This window comes from Vibrio sp. Vb1980, assembly GCF_033338615.1.
Classification (GTDB): Bacteria; Pseudomonadota; Gammaproteobacteria; order Enterobacterales; family Vibrionaceae; genus Vibrio; species Vibrio alginolyticus.
In genome coordinates this window covers 74,965-90,493 of sequence record NZ_JAWOSZ010000002.1, presented here as the reverse complement: position 1 = coordinate 90,493, position 15,529 = coordinate 74,965, and the positions used below count along the sequence as shown (strand labels likewise).

The window sequence follows — 15,529 nt, the reverse complement described above, 5'->3', positions numbered from 1 at the left end:
CCACTCTTTCCTTATTTTTTGACGCAAACAATGCACACAGTTGCACTAATTTTTGTAATAAATTATCTAAGCGGGTTCTAAATTACAATTTTTAATACGCCATTCTGTGTACCATACAGCTCTTGCGTACTCAAGACGATATCTAGATCACACATGGAAAAGCAAACGATTACATTGTGAAAACAATTTACGAACGGATTCACTACACCGCCGATTTTTTAGCCCAATGTATAACAAATATGTGAATGCAAAATGAAAGTTACAACGAATATTTTTTACATAAAAAATACATCAGCGACTACGAAATATTGATACTGGGATCTTCTCGCGTCAGCAAAACTCAGTCAAAGCAGCAAAGATCTATACGAACAACACAGTGGCCTTTACGCAAAAACAAAACGCAAAAAAGGCAGCGATATCGCTGCCTTTTTACATTACTTAGATCGTACGTTTTTATGCTTTCGCTTTTTTACGCTTATCAGTGACTTCCCACTTACCGTCAACAAAGAGCGCTGTCCAACCACTTGGCTTACCGTTCTCTTCCGAACGAACGTAGTTCTCTTTTGTTTTACGGCTAAAGCGTACAACAGCAGGACGACCATCAGGATCTTCTTGCGGCGCAGTTGCTAGGTATTTGAACTTCTCAGGTAAACGCTCTTCAAAACGTGCCAGTTCAGCAACCAAAGGAGCACGTGTCTCGCGCGATTTCGGGAAATTGCTTGCCGCCATAAATAAACCCGAAGCACCATCACGAAGTACGAAATACGCATCTGAGTTTTCACATGGCAACTCGGGGAAATGAACAGGATCTTCTTTCGGGGGCGCGACTTCGCCATTCTTCAAGATCTTACGAGTGTTCTTGCACGTTTCGCTCGTACAATCCATGTATTTACCAAAGCGACCGTTCTTAAGCACCATATCAGAGCCACATTTGTCACATTCAACAACTGGACCATCGTAGCCTTTTACTTTGAACTCGCCGTATTCAACAAGGTAGCCTTCACAGTTCGGGTTATTACCACAAACATGCATCTTACGCTTGTCATCAATCAGGTATGCGTCCATCGCTGTTTCACAGATCGGACAACGCTTTTTAGCACGAAGAGCTGCGGTTTCAACGTCTTCTTCTAGAACGTTAATAATACCTTCTTCGTCACCCAAGTTGATGGTTGTCTTACAACGCTCTTTTGGTGGTAACGCGTAACCTGAACAGCCTAAGAACACACCTGTCGAAGCAGTACGGATGCCCATTGGACGGCTACACGTCGGACACTCGATATCCGTCATGACGATGTGGTTTAACTTCATACCGCCTTCTGACTCATCCAGCTCTGCTTTTTCAAGATCGCCAGTAAAATCAGCAAAGAAGTTATCTAACACAGCTTTCCAGTTCACTTCACCTTCAGCGATTTGGTCCAATTTCTGTTCCATACGCGCAGTAAAGTCGTAGTTCATCAAATCGTTAAAGCTGTCATCAAGGCGGTCAGTAACAATTTCACCCATTTTTTCAGCGTAGAAACGGCGCTGATCAACTTTCACGTAGCCACGATCTTGAATCGTAGAAATGATCGATGCGTAAGTCGACGGACGACCAATGCCTCTTTTTTCCAGCTCTTTAACCAGTGCAGCTTCAGTGTAGCGCGCAGGTGGCTTTGTAAAGTGCTGTTTAGGGTCAAGTGACTCTAAGCTTAGCTTATCGCCAAGTTGTACCGCAGGAAGGATTGTATCCTCGTTTTTGCCCATTGGACGCTGTACACGAGTCCAGCCGTCAAATTTAAGGATACGGCCTTTCGCTTTAAGCGTGTATTCTGCCGCTTTTACACTGATGGTTGTTGAATCGTATTCTGCTGGCGTCATTTGACACGCTACAAACTGATTCCAAATCAAAGCGTAAAGTTTGTGCGCATCAGCATCGACACCTTGCAGGTCTTCCGCCTTAACACCCACATTTGAAGGACGGATCGCTTCGTGCGCTTCCTGTGCCCCTTCTTTGCTACCGTACGTCAATGGTTTCGCTGGCAGGTACTTATCACCAAACTCAGAACCAATAAAGTCACGTACAGCGTCCACAGCCTCGGCACTTAGGTTAGTCGAGTCCGTACGCATATAAGTGATGTAACCGGCCTCATAGAGGCGCTGAGCTAGCATCATGGTCTTTTTCACGCCGTAGCCCAGACGTGTACTTGCTGCCTGTTGAAGCGTAGAGGTGATGTAAGGTGCTGAAGGCTTGCTCTTTGTAGGGCGGTCTTCACGCTTACATACTTCGTAACTTGCATTCTCAAGTACAGACATCGCTGCTTTGGTTTCTGCCTCATTAACTGGCTTAAACGCAGAACCGTCTTTCTGAGCAACAAGCAGTTTAAAGTCCGCTTTGTCTTTCGTTTTCGTATTCGCATGAATGTCCCAGAATTCTTCTGGTACAAACGCGTTAATCTCACGCTCACGCTCAACTAACAGTTTCACCGCAACAGACTGCACGCGACCAGCAGATAAACCACGAGCCACTTTTTTCCAAAGTAGAGGTGAAACCATAAAACCAACGACACGGTCCATGAAGCGACGTGCTTGTTGGGCATTTACACCATCCATGTTCAGCTCGCCAGGTGTCTGGAAAGCTTGTTGGATCGCGTTTTTCGTAATTTCGTTAAAAACTACACGTTTGTATCGCTCTTCATCGCCACCGATGATCTCACGAAGGTGCCATGCGATTGCTTCCCCTTCGCGGTCCAAATCGGTTGCGAGATATACGCAATCTGCGTCTTTGGCGAGTTTTTGTAGTTCGTTGACAACTTTTTCTTTGCCTGGAAGGATTTGGTAATTCGCTTCCCAGTCATGATATGGGTTAATCCCCATCTTTTTGATCAACGCTTTGCGGTCTTTCTCTTTTTTAACGCGCGCTTTCTCTTCCGGACTCATCCCTTTAGTTGAGATGGCTGCGGCTTTTTTCTCACCAGTGCTTTGACCGGCCGTAGGCAGATCACGCACATGACCAACACTAGACTTAACAATAAAGTCTTTACCAAGGTACTTATTTATCGTCTTTGCCTTGGCTGGTGACTCCACTATAACGAGTGATTTACCCATAACTGACTCTAACGTCCTTCATAATAATGCGGGTAGAAACCTTGTTTAAAGGCCACCCGCATAATGTTCTATTTCATTGCTTCTTTTTTTACTATTGTGCGAGATGAAAAGAAGATCAACTGCTTTTTTGAAATTCAGATCCGATTGGTTGACAATTCATCGTCTTTATACTTCAAAGAGACAGGGTTCTGAAAGGTATTGAGCGGCATATCTAAACAGGCAAACTTAGCATCCGCTAATCCAATGCAATAAATTTTGTTACCCATCACAAAATAGTTTGGTTCAATGCTCTGCCATCTTCCTCCGCATCATGCTTATACTCTAAAAATTGATCTGTTTAGTCTTACTGAACGATTGACTGAATTAATCATGCAAACCCATTTTAGTTGTAGGTATACTCAGCGTTCTTAACTGAATAGGATGGTAGAAAGAATATGTCTGATAGAACGTTTATCGAAGAGTTCGACCTTCTTTTGATCGCTAACCAAATCATCCAAGAGCACGATGATTACATCGAGGGAATGCGAGCCACAAGTGTAGAAGAAAAAGAAGGTGTTTTAGTTTTTAAAGGTGAATACTTCCTTGATGACAAAGGTTTACCAACTTCAAATACGACTGCAGTATTCAATATGTTCAAATACTTAGCGCATCACCTTTCTAAGGAATTTACGCTGGTTAAATAGTATTGGGAAACAAAAAAGCCAGAGTGTTATTCACTCTGGCTTTCCTGTTTTAGGTCAGAATATTTAGCAGCTTAAAGCCTTAAGTTTGTCGAAGTAGTCAGGGAACGTTTTCGACGTACACTTTGGATCGTTAATCGTCACAGGCGTATCACTAAGTGCCACCAGCGAAAAACACATCGCCATTCGATGATCATCGTAAGTATCAATCGCAGCATGCTTTAACTGAGACACAGGTTTGACGATGATGTAGTCTTCCCCTTCTTCCACTTCCGCACCAACTTTACGTAACTCAGTCGCCATAGCTGACAAACGGTCTGTTTCTTTTACACGCCAGTTATAAACGTTACGAATAGCGGTAGTGCCTTCGGCAAATAACGCTGTTGTCGCGATGGTCATTGCAGCATCAGGGATATGGTTGTAATCCATATCAATGCCTTTTAATTGACCAACACGTGAAATTACGTAGTCATCACCCCATTCAATTTCTGCACCCATTTTTTCAAGCGCATCAGCAAATTGAATATCACCTTGAATGCTGTTTTTACCGATACCCGTGACTTTAACTTCTCCGCCTTTGATGGCTGCCGCCGCCAAGAAGTAAGAAGCAGAAGACGCGTCACCTTCAACCAAGAAATCACCTGGAGCGATGTATTGCTGACCGGCTGGGATCACAAACTCTTGATAGTCATTGTTGATCACATCGACTCCAAACTGCTTCATGATATGCAGGGTGATATCGATATAAGGCTTAGAAACCAAATCGCCTTCGATGTTGATGCGAATTTCACCTTCAGCCAATGGCGCAGACATTAAGAAAGCGGTCAAGAACTGACTTGAAATGGACCCATCGATAGAAACTGTACCTGCTTTTAGGCCAGTACCAATTATTTTGAGAGGCGGAAAGTTCTCGTTTTCCATGTACTCAACGTTCGCACCAGCATCTTTCAGTGCCGTGACAAGGTGACCAATTGGACGCTCTTTCATACGAGGTTCGCCCGTCAGTACATACTCCCCTTCTCCAAGACAAAGAGCCGCAGCTAATGGTCGCATCGCAGTGCCAGCATTGCCGAGAAATAACTCTACCGGCTCTGAGACAGAAAACGGACGCCCAAGGCCTTCAACGAGACATTCTGTTTTATCTTCGGAAAGTTGGTATTGAACGCCTAGTTTAGTCAGCGCATTCAGCATATGACGAATATCATCACTGTCGAGGAGATTAGTAAGGCGAGTTCTGCCTTTAGCAAGAGCAGCAAGTAAAAGAGCTCGATTAGAAACGCTTTTAGAGCCAGGAAGGTTCACTTCCCCTTGAATTTTATTGATAGGTTGTAACGTTAGGCTTTCCATTAAAAGTTGATAATCCTTTGTGCCCTCAACATACGATTTTTATGAGGGCTAAACAATTCTTCGTGAATTCAGACTACCCAAAAAAACACGACAAAACCAGAGTAAATCGGCGCTAATTTATGAATATCCTCAAGCAGCCTAAAGATACAGAATTAAAGGCATTGCCAGCGATGTAAATCAGAGCGAAAGAAGCACGGCGAAACAGCAAACTATTTCGACTTTATTTGACTATAAGCCAGCCCGACTGTACATGCCTGATTAGGCTTCGTTAGACTAAAACAACCTAGGGTTAATAAGTGATATCAACCCTGACTCCATCATCAAAATATAAAATACGAACTTCATACCCTCGACTAAATAACATATTTTTATCAACATCTTGGATGACATTAATTAGCTTATCACCCTTCACTTTGATGAGTAGCTCAACTAACTTATATTCAACCGTGTATTGGTAATTACTTTGGTTTTGAGCAACTGCGGCACCAGCAAGCGCACCCACTGCCGTCGCGACTTCTCTTCCCGTACCGCCACCAAATTGATTACCGACTAAACCACCGATAGTGGCACCAAGTAGTGTCTTCCAACCGTTACTTTTCGATTGAACAACCTCTTGTTGAGTAATATAACGGACAGAGTCAATCTTCCCGTAAACTACTTCATTAACTGGCTTGGCAACATTTCTTTCATAGGCTGCGTTGGCGACAAGTGGTAAAAACAGTATGATCCCAAGCCATACTTTTACGATATTTCTTAACCAGGTCATCATAAACTCCTCTGACTCCAATGTTGGTAACGACTTCTTATGGCTATTTATTTAACTGAACTCGATGAAACGTTCAACTTTCCCTCACCCTATAAAGCACTCAGCGACCCCAATGGTTTGCTGGCTTTTGGTGGTGACTTAAACCCCATGAGAATCCTCAATGGTTACTATCAAGGCATTTTCCCTTGGTATGGTCCTGGTGAACCTATTTTATGGTGGAGCCCTTCTCCGCGCGCCGTGTTTGACCCATTACAGTTTAAGCCATCTAAAAGTCTCAAAAAATTTCAGCGTAAACATAACTATAAAGTAACACTCAATTTCGCGACAGAAGAAGTGATTAGACTATGTTCTTCAACACGCCCTGCAGAGGAAACATGGCTCAACGAGGAAATGCAAGCTTCCTACATTGAGTTAGCCAAACTTGGTCACTGTCACTCTGTAGAAGTATGGCATGACAACAACCTGATTGGCGGACTATATGGCATTTGCGTGGGCCAACTTTTTTGCGGAGAGTCGATGTTTAGTCTAAAAGATAACGCATCCAAAATTGCATTGTGGTACTTATGCAACCATTTGGCGTCAAAGCAAGGTCAATTAATCGATTGCCAAGTTATGAATTCTCACTTGGCATCACTTGGCGCATTTGAACTTGAGCGTGACGAATTTATGCAAAAACTACTATCTTTAAGAGAAAAGCAAACACTATTTGATGCCTATCAGCCCCAAGTTTTGCAGGATTCAGTATGAGTACGGATATACAACATATTCGAATAGGGTTGACGAATAATCACCCTTGTAGTTATTTGCCTGAACGGCAAGAGCGGGTTGCGGTGGCGCTTGATGAAAGGCTGCATACTGAAGAAAATTACCAGTTGCTCATGGCTAACGGTTTTCGTCGTAGCGGAGATACCATATATAAACCGCATTGCGAGCATTGCACCGCTTGCCAGCCAATTCGAGTCTCGATTCCAGACGTTAGACTATCAAAAAGTCAGAAGAGGCTGCTTAATAAAGCACAGTCTTTACGCTGGGAAATGAAACCTGAAATGGATGAGGAATGGTTTGAGCTTTACAGTCGGTACATCTGCAAACGGCATAAAAACGGCACTATGTACCCACCAAAGCGTGATGAGTTTGCTCGATTTGCTCAAACCAGCTGGCTGACAACGTCGTTTTTACACATTTACGATGAATCAGATCAATTGCTTGCCATTGCAGTGACAGATTTGATGCCACAATGCTCGAGTGCTTTTTATACTTTCTTTGACCCTGACTACGAGTTATCTCTTGGGACATTAGCGGTGCTTTATCAAATTAAATACTGCCAAGAAAACAAACAACAGTGGCTATATTTGGGATATCAGATTGATGAGTGCCCAGCAATGAGCTACAAAACACGCTTTCAACGCCACCAAAGGCTAGTAAATCAGCGTTGGCGAGGGTAGAATACGCCTCAACTTTACATAATTACTATTTAGCGGCAGAATATAGCCCGCTAATATTGCCTAATTTCTAAAGAGGATTAAATGGCTAAAGAAGACGTAATCGAGATGCAAGGCACAGTCCTTGACACTCTACCAAACACTATGTTCCGTGTTGAACTTGAAAACGGTCACGTTGTGACTGCTCACATCTCTGGCAAGATGCGTAAGAACTACATCCGTATCCTAACGGGTGACAAAGTAACTGTAGAGATGACTCCATACGACCTGTCAAAAGGCCGCATCGTCTTCCGCGCTCGTTAATCTCTGATTTTCGGATGCAATAAAAAACGGAGCAAGCTGCTCCGTTTTTTATTGCACAATTTTTTCCGATTTAGTTCAGATAAAAAAGCGCACGATCTTCTCGTGCGCTTTTGCGTTTGTTACCGACTAACGATTAATGCATCGCTGTCTCTTTCTCACTTAAGTATTCAAACTCAAGCGTATCGTTGACCAGCGTTACTTTCACTGTACCGCCGTCAACTAAAGATCCAAACAACAGTTCGTTAGCCAAAGGCTTCTTAAGCTGTTCTTGGATAACACGCCCCATTGGGCGAGCCCCCATAGCTTTGTCATAACCTTTATGTGCTAACCAATGGCGAGCGTCTTGCGATACTTCCATTGAAACGCCTCTCGCATCAAGTTGCACTTGCAGTTCAACAATGAACTTATCAACCACTTGATGGATAACGCTTTCATCAAGGCTGTTAAACCAGATGATGTTATCAAGACGGTTACGGAACTCAGGAGTAAACACCTTCTTAATTTCCGCCATTGCATCGTGACTGTTGTCTTGTTGAATCAAACCAATTGATTTCTTCTCGGTTTCCGCCACACCTGCGTTAGTTGTCATAACAAGAATGACATTACGGAAGTCTGCTTTGCGACCATTGTTGTCCGTTAGCGTACCGTTATCCATGACTTGCAACAACAGGTTAAAGATATCAGGGTGCGCTTTTTCAATCTCATCAAGTAATACGACTGAGTGTGGGTGCTTAATAACAGCATCGGTTAGCAAACCACCTTGGTCATAACCGACATAACCAGGAGGCGCACCAATTAAGCGACTTACGGAGTGACGCTCACCATACTCAGACATATCAAAACGAAGTAGCTCGATACCTAGAAGCTTAGATAACTGCACCGTCACCTCTGTTTTACCAACCCCTGTTGGGCCTGCAAACAAGAATGAACCAACAGGTTTGTTGTCTACACCTAAACCTGCACGTGTCAGCTTGATCGCCTCGGACAATGCATCAATCGCATTATCTTGACCGAATACCAACATCTTCATTTTGCTATCTAAGTTTTTCAAAATGTCTTTATCTGAAGAAGAAACCGACTTCTCTGGAATTCGCGCCATTTTGGCAACCATTGATTCGATATCAGCCACTCCGACCGTTTTTTTACGACGGCTTGCAGGAGCAAGACGACTACGCGCACCAGCTTCATCAATGACATCAATGGCCTTATCTGGTAGATGGCGTTCATTAATGTATTTAGCCGACAGTTCTACCGCGGCACGCAGTGCTTTATTGGTATAACGTACTTCATGGTGAGCTTCGTACTTCGGCTTCAAACCCATCAAGATTTTAGTTGTATCATCCAATGAAGGCTCTACAACGTCTATCTTTTGGAAACGGCGAGACAACGCACGCTCTTTCTCGAAAATGTTGCTGTATTCTTGGTATGTCGTCGAACCAATACAACGCAACTTACCGCTACTTAAAAGAGGCTTAATAAGATTTGCTGCATCGACTTGACCACCAGATGCCGCGCCTGCACCGATGATGGTATGTATTTCATCGATGAACAAAATGGCATCTTCTTCTTTTTCAAGTTGTTTCAAAATCGCCTTGAAGCGCTTTTCAAAATCACCGCGATATTTGGTACCAGCGAGCAAAGAGCCAATATCTAGTGAATAAATCACGCTGTTTTGAATGACCTCAGGGACCTGCCCTTCGACAATTCGCCATGCAAGACCTTCCGCAATGGCTGTTTTACCAACTCCTGCCTCACCCACTAGTAGTGGATTATTCTTGCGGCGTCGACAAAGTACCTGAATAGTGCGCTCTAACTCTTTATCACGTCCAATGAGTGGGTCGATGTTTCCATCTTTAGCGACTTGATTAAGATTCGTCGCAAAGCTTTCTAGGCGTTCTTCAGAATTAGGCTCTTCAACACTTTCTGAGCTAAACGAGTCTGATGATGAATCCTCACCTGCACCTGATGCTTTAGTAATACCGTGGGAGATGAAATTAACAATATCTAATCGGGAGATGTCATTTTTCTTCAGTAAGTAAGCGGCATGCGACTCTTGTTCACTGAAGATAGCAACAAGCACGTTGGCGCCTGTTACTTCATTACGACCAGACGACTGTACATGAAAGACGGCGCGTTGTAGTACACGTTGAAAACTCAAAGTCGGCTGCGTTTCACGCGTCTCATCACTATCTGGGATAAGAGGCGTAGTTTGATCGATGAAAATATCGAGTTCGTTGCGTAAAGCGTCAAGATCCGCCTTACAAGCTAGAAGGGCTTCCTTAGCTGCATCATTTTCCAACAATGCAAGTAGGAGGTGTTCGACAGTCATAAACTCGTGGCGTTTATCTCGCGCCCGAGCAAATGCACCGTTAAGGCTTGACTCTAGTTCTTTATTTAGCATAAGTACCTCCCGAAAAAACAACTGGGGTTGTTCGAGCAAGTCTTCTTTGTTTACGCTTGCTCCATAGTGCAAAGTAGCGGATGTTCATTTTCCCTTGCGTACATCGTAACTTGCGCTACTTTTGTTTCGGCAATTTCTGCGCTGTATGTGCCGCAAATTGCCTTTCCTTCATAGTGGACCTGAAGCATGATTTGAGTTGCTTTATCAATATCATGTGAGAAAAATCGCTCAAGCACCTCTATGACGAAATCCATAGGTGTATAGTCATCATTATTGAGTACGACATTGTACAGCTTAGGTGGCTGGACTTTCGTACTTTCTCGCTCCAGAAGATCAGAGTCCGGAGTGACCCATTCAAAATTTTTACTCATGGCAATCTAAAGATATCGTATCAAAGGGTTGATGTTTTCGACCTATAAAAACAATCTACCACAAGCGTGCAGCGCGGTGTAGTGAGTTATGGCACCGAATTCGATCTTTGATCGATAAAAGTTGCTACCTAATATAGAGACTAATGCACGTCTTGATACGGCGCAAATAAAAGATGCTTGTCGATAAGTTACACATTTTTTCTTATAAAAGAACTTTCTATTTATTGCTTTCGGACTATTGCAAACCACCCCATCATCTTCTATCTGGATCACACTTCCTCATTGAGAATACGGTAATTATCACGAAAACTTCATTTTTTATTCAGTCAGAGGATTCTTCTCCCATAAGCAACACGGACAGTATGGCTTTTTCAGTATGAGCCACTTCATAGGCAAATTGACTAAACTTCTGCGTATATACGAAAAACTGTTTGCAAATTTGTTAATCTCAAAAGTGATTTGTTTTCAATTATGTTTCTGTTTGTTGCTCACTGCTATTGACTGTCGAAATTCATTGACTACAGTGGAAAGTGTCGATGCATAAATCATCATTTTGAAACTTCTCTTCTTTAAGTGGTTTGATGAATGTGACTTATCATTGATTTGACGTTTGTTGGCATTCGCTGACAATGGTAGTACCAAGTTAAAGGTATAACTTGGTTGCAGTAACAACATCAGTAAAAAATGCATGAGGGATGTAAAGCATGGCTACAGGTACAGTAAAGTGGTTTAACAATGCCAAAGGATTTGGGTTTATTTGTTCAGATGAAGAAGAGGGAGATATCTTTGCCCACTACTCAACTATCCAGATGGACGGTTATCGTACACTGAAAGCAGGCCAACAAGTCTCTTACGAGATTGAAAAAGGTCCCAAAGGCTGTCACGCGAGTAGCGTCGTGCCTCTTGAAGGCCAAGCCAAATAATTAGAGCGCTGTCGAAATATAAAAATATTGCTCTCGAAACGCCACGTTGATGTTTTGAAGAGAAAAATAAACCCGCCAAGATAGCGGGTTTCTTACTATTTAGAGCACGTGTTACAAAAGGAACACTTACAACGCACTTACAGGATAGGAAACACGCCGAAAACGACGTGTTTTTACACTAACTTACTTGTTAATGATTGCGTTAAAGGTTTCGCTTGGACGCATCAATTTAGAAACCAATGCATCGTCTAGTAAGTAGTAACCTCCTAGCTCACCTTTCACGCCTTGCGCATTATTTAGCTCAGCAACGATCGTTTCTTCCTGCTCTAACAGCGCTTTTGCAATTGGTGCAAATTCAGCAGCAAGATCCGCATCATCCGTTTGCTCTGAAAGCGCTTTCGCCCAGTAAAGTGCAAGATAGAAGTGGCTTCCACGGTTATCTAGCTCACCCACTTTACGTGACGGAGATTTGTTGGTGTCTAAAAACTCACCGGTCGCTTTATCTAGTGTATCTGCGAGAACCTGAGCCTTAGGATTGTTTGTCGCTACACTTAAATGCTCTAACGAAGCTGCAAGCGCTAGGAACTCGCCCAAAGAATCCCAACGAAGGTGATTCTCTTTTTCTACTTGTTGAACGTGCTTAGGAGCGGAACCACCAGCGCCTGTTTCAAATAGACCACCACCATTCATCAATGGAACAATAGATAGCATCTTAGCAGACGTACCTAACTCTAGAATTGGGAACAAGTCTGTTAGGTAGTCACGAAGAACATTACCTGTAACAGAGATAGTATCTAGGCCCGCTTTCATACGCTCTAGTGAGTACTTACAAGCTTCAACAGGAGATAGGATCTTAATCTCTAGACCGTCAGTATCGTGATCTGGTAGGTAGGCGTTTACTTTCTTGATGAGCTCAGCATCGTGCGCGCGGTTTTCATCTAGCCAGAATACAGCTGGAACACCTGTTGCACGTGCGCGAGTCACTGCTAGTTTAACCCAATCTTGGATTGGTGCGTCTTTAACCTGACACATACGGAAGATATCACCTTCTTCAACCGCTTGCTCTAACAGTACGTTACCTGAAGCATCAACAACGCGAACAGTACCCGCAGCGTCTAGAATGAATGTCTTGTCGTGAGAACCATACTCTTCAGCTTTCTGAGCCATTAGACCAACGTTAGGTACGCTACCCATAGTGGTTGGATCAAATGCGCCGTGCTCTTTACAGAAATCAATAACCGCTTGGTAAATACCTGCGTAGCTACGATCTGGAATCATCGCTTTGGTGTCTTTTTGTTTACCATCTGGTCCCCACATTTGACCAGAAGAGCGAAGCATTGCTGGCATAGAAGCATCTACAATAATGTCACTTGGTACATGTAAGTTTGTGATACCACGATCAGAGTCAACCATCGCAAGCTCTGGTTGAGTTTGGTAAACCGCTTGAATGGCCGCTTCAATTTCTGCTTTTTGCGCTTCAGGTAGAGACTCAATTTTTGAGTAAACATCACCGATACCATTGTTTACATCAACACCTAGCTCTTCAAACAGCTTACCGTACTTATCGAAAACGTCTTTGTAGTAAACTTTTACTGCATGACCGAAAATGACAGGGTCAGAAACTTTCATCATCGTCGCTTTCATATGAAGAGACAGCAGCACGTCTTGTGCTTTCGCTTCAGCAATCTCTTTCTCGAAAAATTCAACCAACGCCTTCTTCTTCATTACTGAAGTATCAATGACTTCTTTATCTAGTAATGGGAACGCAGACTTAAGCTCTTTAACTGTACCATCATTACCGACAAACTCGATTTTGACCTCTGTTGCACCAGAGATAGTTGTAGACTTTTCGCTACCAAAGAAGTCATTGTCTGACATGCTCGCAACATGGGACTTAGATTCTGCTGACCATGCACCCATTGAGTGTGGGTTTTTCTTCGCGTAGTTCTTAACCGAAGTCGGAGCACGACGGTCTGAGTTACCTTCACGAAGTACTGGGTTAACCGCACTACCTTTGATTTTGTCGTAAGCCGCTTTAATCGCTTTCTCTTCGTACGTGCTCGGCTCTTCTGGGTAGTTTGGTAAATCGTAACCTTTCGCCTGAAGCTCTTTAATCGCCGCTTTAAGCTGAGGAACTGAAGCTGAAATGTTAGGTAGCTTGATGATATTTGCTTCTGGAGTTTGAGCTAGTTCACCAAGCTCAGTCAACGCATCGCCAATGCGCTGTTCTTCTTTTAGATGCTCTGGGAAGTTAGCGATAATTCGACCTGCTAGTGAAATATCACGAGTATCTACATTGATGCCAGACGATGCTGTGAATGATTGAATGATTGGTAGTAATGAATAAGTTGCTAGCGCCGGCGCTTCATCAGTGATGGTGTAGATAATTGTAGGTTTTTCTGTAGGCATGAAATTTCCCTATTTTTTAATCAACTTGTTGGCTGATCAACTCAGCGTCTGAGTTGGTTTAATTGACGCATTGCTGCGCGTTAGCAGTACATGTCTCCTCACTAACGCCACATGCGGTTCGCACTCTTTGTTGTAGTTTGAAGCTCTAAGCTCTGAATCCATGAGTGCACTGATATAATTAAACAAATAACACGAATTAGTCTATCATTCTGTGCGCGTTTGTTAGTTTTAGGCGCGCAAATCATATCCGATCATGAGAAAACTTAAAACTTTCAAACACAGTTCATTTACATTTTTGCAGGGTAGTTAACATGTCATCTCGTACAGGTCAGGAAAAAGGTCGCAGTCGTAACCAGTCTAAAACGGGCCATTTTAAACACTCAGGAGCTCGCAATGGCTCGAAGACTCGTACTCAGCAAGACCGCCGCCCTAATCGCCCAACAAAGAGCCAAAAGCCAAAAGTGCCCCCTAAAGATCGTAAAGTCATTATTTTCAATAAGCCTTACGATACGCTCAGTCAATTTACCGATGGCGATGGTCGCAAAACGTTAGCGGACTATATCCCGATCAAAAATGTCTATGCGGCTGGCCGATTGGACCGAGACAGCGAAGGTTTAATGGTACTCACTAACGATGGCATCTTGCAGGCGAAGCTAACGCAGCCAAAGTCAAAATCGCCGAAGACTTATTGGGTTCAAGTCGATGGCGCTCCTCAGGAGCAAGATCTTGAAAAATTGAGAAAGGGAGTAGAGCTAAAAGATGGTATGACTCTACCAGCCGAAGTTGAAGTTATTCCAGAACCACAAGTCTGGGACAGAACGCCTCCGGTTCGTTTTCGAGCAAATATCCCTACAACTTGGTTAGCCATTACCATTATTGAAGGAAGAAATCGTCAGGTGCGTCGCATGACTGCGCACATTGGCTTCCCTACCTTGCGCCTCATTCGTCATTCGATGGGTGATATCGTCCTTAACGACCTAATGCCTGGTGAATGGAGAGAAATCTCTCTCTAATAAGCAGAAAAGATAAAAGCAGGCTTAAAGCCTGCTTTTTAGATTCGTACTTTTTCAGTTAAGCCCTATCTAATGAACTAAGGGATTACTGCTCAGCAAGCCAGTTTTTAAAGGCCTCTTTTTCCGCCGGAGACGCTTTCTGGTACATCGTCTTTAATACATCAACCATTGGGCTGTCGTTCGATGCGGCTGTTGAACGGGTATCACTAGTCTCAACTCGAGGCTCGATATCACTTACTGATTGTTGATGCTGATTCACAGTTACATAGCTAACAGCAACACTCGCGATACCGCCAGCAATATTGTAGTTACGAGTTTCTTGAGGGTAATTACGACCAATTTGAACACCATCTGACTCTAATACATCTTCGACCAAAGCAATAGGTTGGCCTTTGGTATCCAGTAATTGCCAATCTAGAGGCGAGATGTTGTTTTGCGCTTGGCGAAGAGTTTTAAACTCTGGCAGCTCAAACGTTAGCTTTTCGTTTTCAGCATCAAATTTAGCAACGATTACATCACTGTAAACCGTCTTAAGGTTTTCGTTTGTTTCAAAAGCAGGTTGATATTTGAAGACAATTTGGTTAGTTCCGTCAGGGATCTCAATTGTCTTCTCACTAGAGAAAAGTCCCCCCTCAAGTTTTGGCTTCTCCATGTTGACGGCCAATAACTTCACGTCTTCTGGAACCACTAAAGTCGTTGCAGCATAAAGGTTTGTACTGGCAAGAATAGACAACGCCATTGCCACTTTTAATGATAACTGCATAGAATTTTTCATCCTTATCTTCATAGT

13 protein-coding genes are annotated in these 15,529 nt (G+C 43.2%); 6 read left to right on the top strand and 7 right to left on the bottom strand.

Features of this window, described 5'->3' with window-relative positions:
* Positions 1–453 precede the first annotated feature (453 nt).
* On the bottom strand, positions 454–3,084 hold the full coding sequence (topA, locus tag R7F64_RS03625) for a type I DNA topoisomerase (RefSeq protein WP_005378351.1): 2,631 nt from the start codon (positions 3,082–3,084) through the stop codon (positions 454–456).
* Between the two features lie 434 nt (positions 3,085–3,518).
* On the opposite strand from topA, the gene R7F64_RS03620 reads away from it, so the two are divergent.
* Positions 3,519–3,767 (top strand): YciN family protein, encoded by a 249-nt coding sequence (locus R7F64_RS03620; protein WP_005387884.1) that lies wholly within the window; start codon positions 3,519–3,521, stop codon positions 3,765–3,767.
* Between the two features lie 63 nt (positions 3,768–3,830).
* Here R7F64_RS03620 and aroA read toward each other — a convergent pair whose 3' ends face one another.
* Both aroA and R7F64_RS03610 read right to left on the bottom strand, forming a co-directional pair.
* On the bottom strand, positions 3,831–5,111 hold the full coding sequence (gene aroA, locus R7F64_RS03615) for a 3-phosphoshikimate 1-carboxyvinyltransferase (protein WP_005387883.1): 1,281 nt from the start codon (positions 5,109–5,111) through the stop codon (positions 3,831–3,833).
* 289 nt (positions 5,112–5,400) lie between these two features.
* On the bottom strand, positions 5,401–5,877 hold the full coding sequence (locus R7F64_RS03610) for a glycine zipper 2TM domain-containing protein (protein ID WP_318071537.1): 477 nt from the start codon (positions 5,875–5,877) through the stop codon (positions 5,401–5,403).
* Between the two features lie 39 nt (positions 5,878–5,916).
* Here R7F64_RS03610 and aat point away from each other — a divergent pair, with 39 nt between their 5' ends.
* The 3 genes from aat (at position 5,917) to infA (ending at position 7,622) form a co-directional block, all read left to right on the top strand.
* Positions 5,917–6,624 (top strand): leucyl/phenylalanyl-tRNA--protein transferase, encoded by a 708-nt coding sequence (gene aat, locus R7F64_RS03605; protein ID WP_005387881.1) that lies wholly within the window; start codon positions 5,917–5,919, stop codon positions 6,622–6,624.
* On the top strand, positions 6,621–7,322 hold the full coding sequence (locus R7F64_RS03600; RefSeq protein ID WP_005378346.1) for an arginyltransferase: 702 nt from the start codon (positions 6,621–6,623) through the stop codon (positions 7,320–7,322). Before aat ends, R7F64_RS03600 begins: the two co-directional genes overlap by 4 nt.
* 81 nt (positions 7,323–7,403) lie before the next feature.
* Positions 7,404–7,622, top strand: coding sequence for a translation initiation factor IF-1 (gene infA, locus R7F64_RS03595; RefSeq protein WP_001040192.1), 219 nt, complete (start codon positions 7,404–7,406; stop codon positions 7,620–7,622).
* Positions 7,623–7,755: 133 nt separating this feature from the next.
* Here the strand turns inward: infA and clpA are convergent, their stop codons facing one another.
* Together clpA and clpS are read right to left on the bottom strand one after the other, a co-directional pair.
* The gene (gene clpA, locus R7F64_RS03590; protein WP_005387879.1) at positions 7,756–10,023 is read right to left on the bottom strand and encodes an ATP-dependent Clp protease ATP-binding subunit ClpA; all 2,268 of its coding nucleotides are present in this window, start codon (positions 10,021–10,023) and stop codon (positions 7,756–7,758) included.
* A 50-nt stretch (positions 10,024–10,073) separates the two neighbouring features.
* Positions 10,074–10,394 (bottom strand): ATP-dependent Clp protease adapter ClpS, encoded by a 321-nt coding sequence (clpS, locus tag R7F64_RS03585; protein WP_005378419.1) that lies wholly within the window; start codon positions 10,392–10,394, stop codon positions 10,074–10,076.
* 704 nt (positions 10,395–11,098) lie between these two features.
* Here clpS and cspD point away from each other — a divergent pair.
* Positions 11,099–11,317 carry a cold shock domain-containing protein CspD gene (gene cspD / locus R7F64_RS03580; protein ID WP_005378407.1) on the top strand — a complete coding sequence of 73 codons (219 nt, stop codon included), beginning with the start codon at positions 11,099–11,101 and terminating at the stop codon, positions 11,315–11,317.
* Between the two features lie 183 nt (positions 11,318–11,500).
* Here cspD and R7F64_RS03575 read toward each other — a convergent pair whose 3' ends face one another.
* Positions 11,501–13,726: an NADP-dependent isocitrate dehydrogenase gene (locus R7F64_RS03575; RefSeq protein WP_318071467.1), complete on the bottom strand. Its 2,226-nt coding sequence runs from the start codon at positions 13,724–13,726 to the stop codon at positions 11,501–11,503.
* Between the two features lie 311 nt (positions 13,727–14,037).
* On the opposite strand from R7F64_RS03575, the gene R7F64_RS03570 reads away from it, so the two are divergent.
* Positions 14,038–14,739, top strand: a complete 702-nt coding sequence (locus tag R7F64_RS03570; protein ID WP_042522115.1) for a pseudouridine synthase — start codon at positions 14,038–14,040, stop codon at positions 14,737–14,739.
* 85 nt (positions 14,740–14,824) lie between these two features.
* Here the strand turns inward: R7F64_RS03570 and R7F64_RS03565 are convergent, their stop codons facing one another.
* Positions 14,825–15,502 carry a DUF2057 family protein gene (locus tag R7F64_RS03565; RefSeq protein WP_318071466.1) on the bottom strand — a complete coding sequence of 226 codons (678 nt, stop codon included), beginning with the start codon at positions 15,500–15,502 and terminating at the stop codon, positions 14,825–14,827.
* Positions 15,503–15,529: the final 27 nt, after the last annotated feature.

Excerpts from the sequence above, each read along its gene's own strand:
- topA (WP_005378351.1), bottom strand. The coding sequence starts at position 3,084 with ATGGGTAAATCACTCGTTATAGTGGAGTCACCAGCCAAGGCAAAGACG.
- R7F64_RS03620 (WP_005387884.1), top strand. The coding sequence starts at position 3,519 with ATGTCTGATAGAACGTTTATCGAAGAGTTCGACCTTCTTTTGATCGCT.
- aroA (WP_005387883.1), bottom strand. The coding sequence starts at position 5,111 with ATGGAAAGCCTAACGTTACAACCTATCAATAAAATTCAAGGGGAAGTG.
- R7F64_RS03610 (WP_318071537.1), bottom strand. The coding sequence starts at position 5,877 with ATGACCTGGTTAAGAAATATCGTAAAAGTATGGCTTGGGATCATACTG.
- aat (WP_005387881.1), top strand. The coding sequence starts at position 5,917 with ATGGCTATTTATTTAACTGAACTCGATGAAACGTTCAACTTTCCCTCA.
- R7F64_RS03600 (WP_005378346.1), top strand. The coding sequence starts at position 6,621 with ATGAGTACGGATATACAACATATTCGAATAGGGTTGACGAATAATCAC.
- infA (WP_001040192.1), top strand. The coding sequence starts at position 7,404 with ATGGCTAAAGAAGACGTAATCGAGATGCAAGGCACAGTCCTTGACACT.
- clpA (WP_005387879.1), bottom strand. The coding sequence starts at position 10,023 with ATGCTAAATAAAGAACTAGAGTCAAGCCTTAACGGTGCATTTGCTCGG.
- clpS (WP_005378419.1), bottom strand. The coding sequence starts at position 10,394 with ATGAGTAAAAATTTTGAATGGGTCACTCCGGACTCTGATCTTCTGGAG.
- cspD (WP_005378407.1), top strand. The coding sequence starts at position 11,099 with ATGGCTACAGGTACAGTAAAGTGGTTTAACAATGCCAAAGGATTTGGG.
- R7F64_RS03575 (WP_318071467.1), bottom strand. The coding sequence starts at position 13,726 with ATGCCTACAGAAAAACCTACAATTATCTACACCATCACTGATGAAGCG.
- R7F64_RS03570 (WP_042522115.1), top strand. The coding sequence starts at position 14,038 with ATGTCATCTCGTACAGGTCAGGAAAAAGGTCGCAGTCGTAACCAGTCT.
- R7F64_RS03565 (WP_318071466.1), bottom strand. The coding sequence starts at position 15,502 with ATGCAGTTATCATTAAAAGTGGCAATGGCGTTGTCTATTCTTGCCAGT.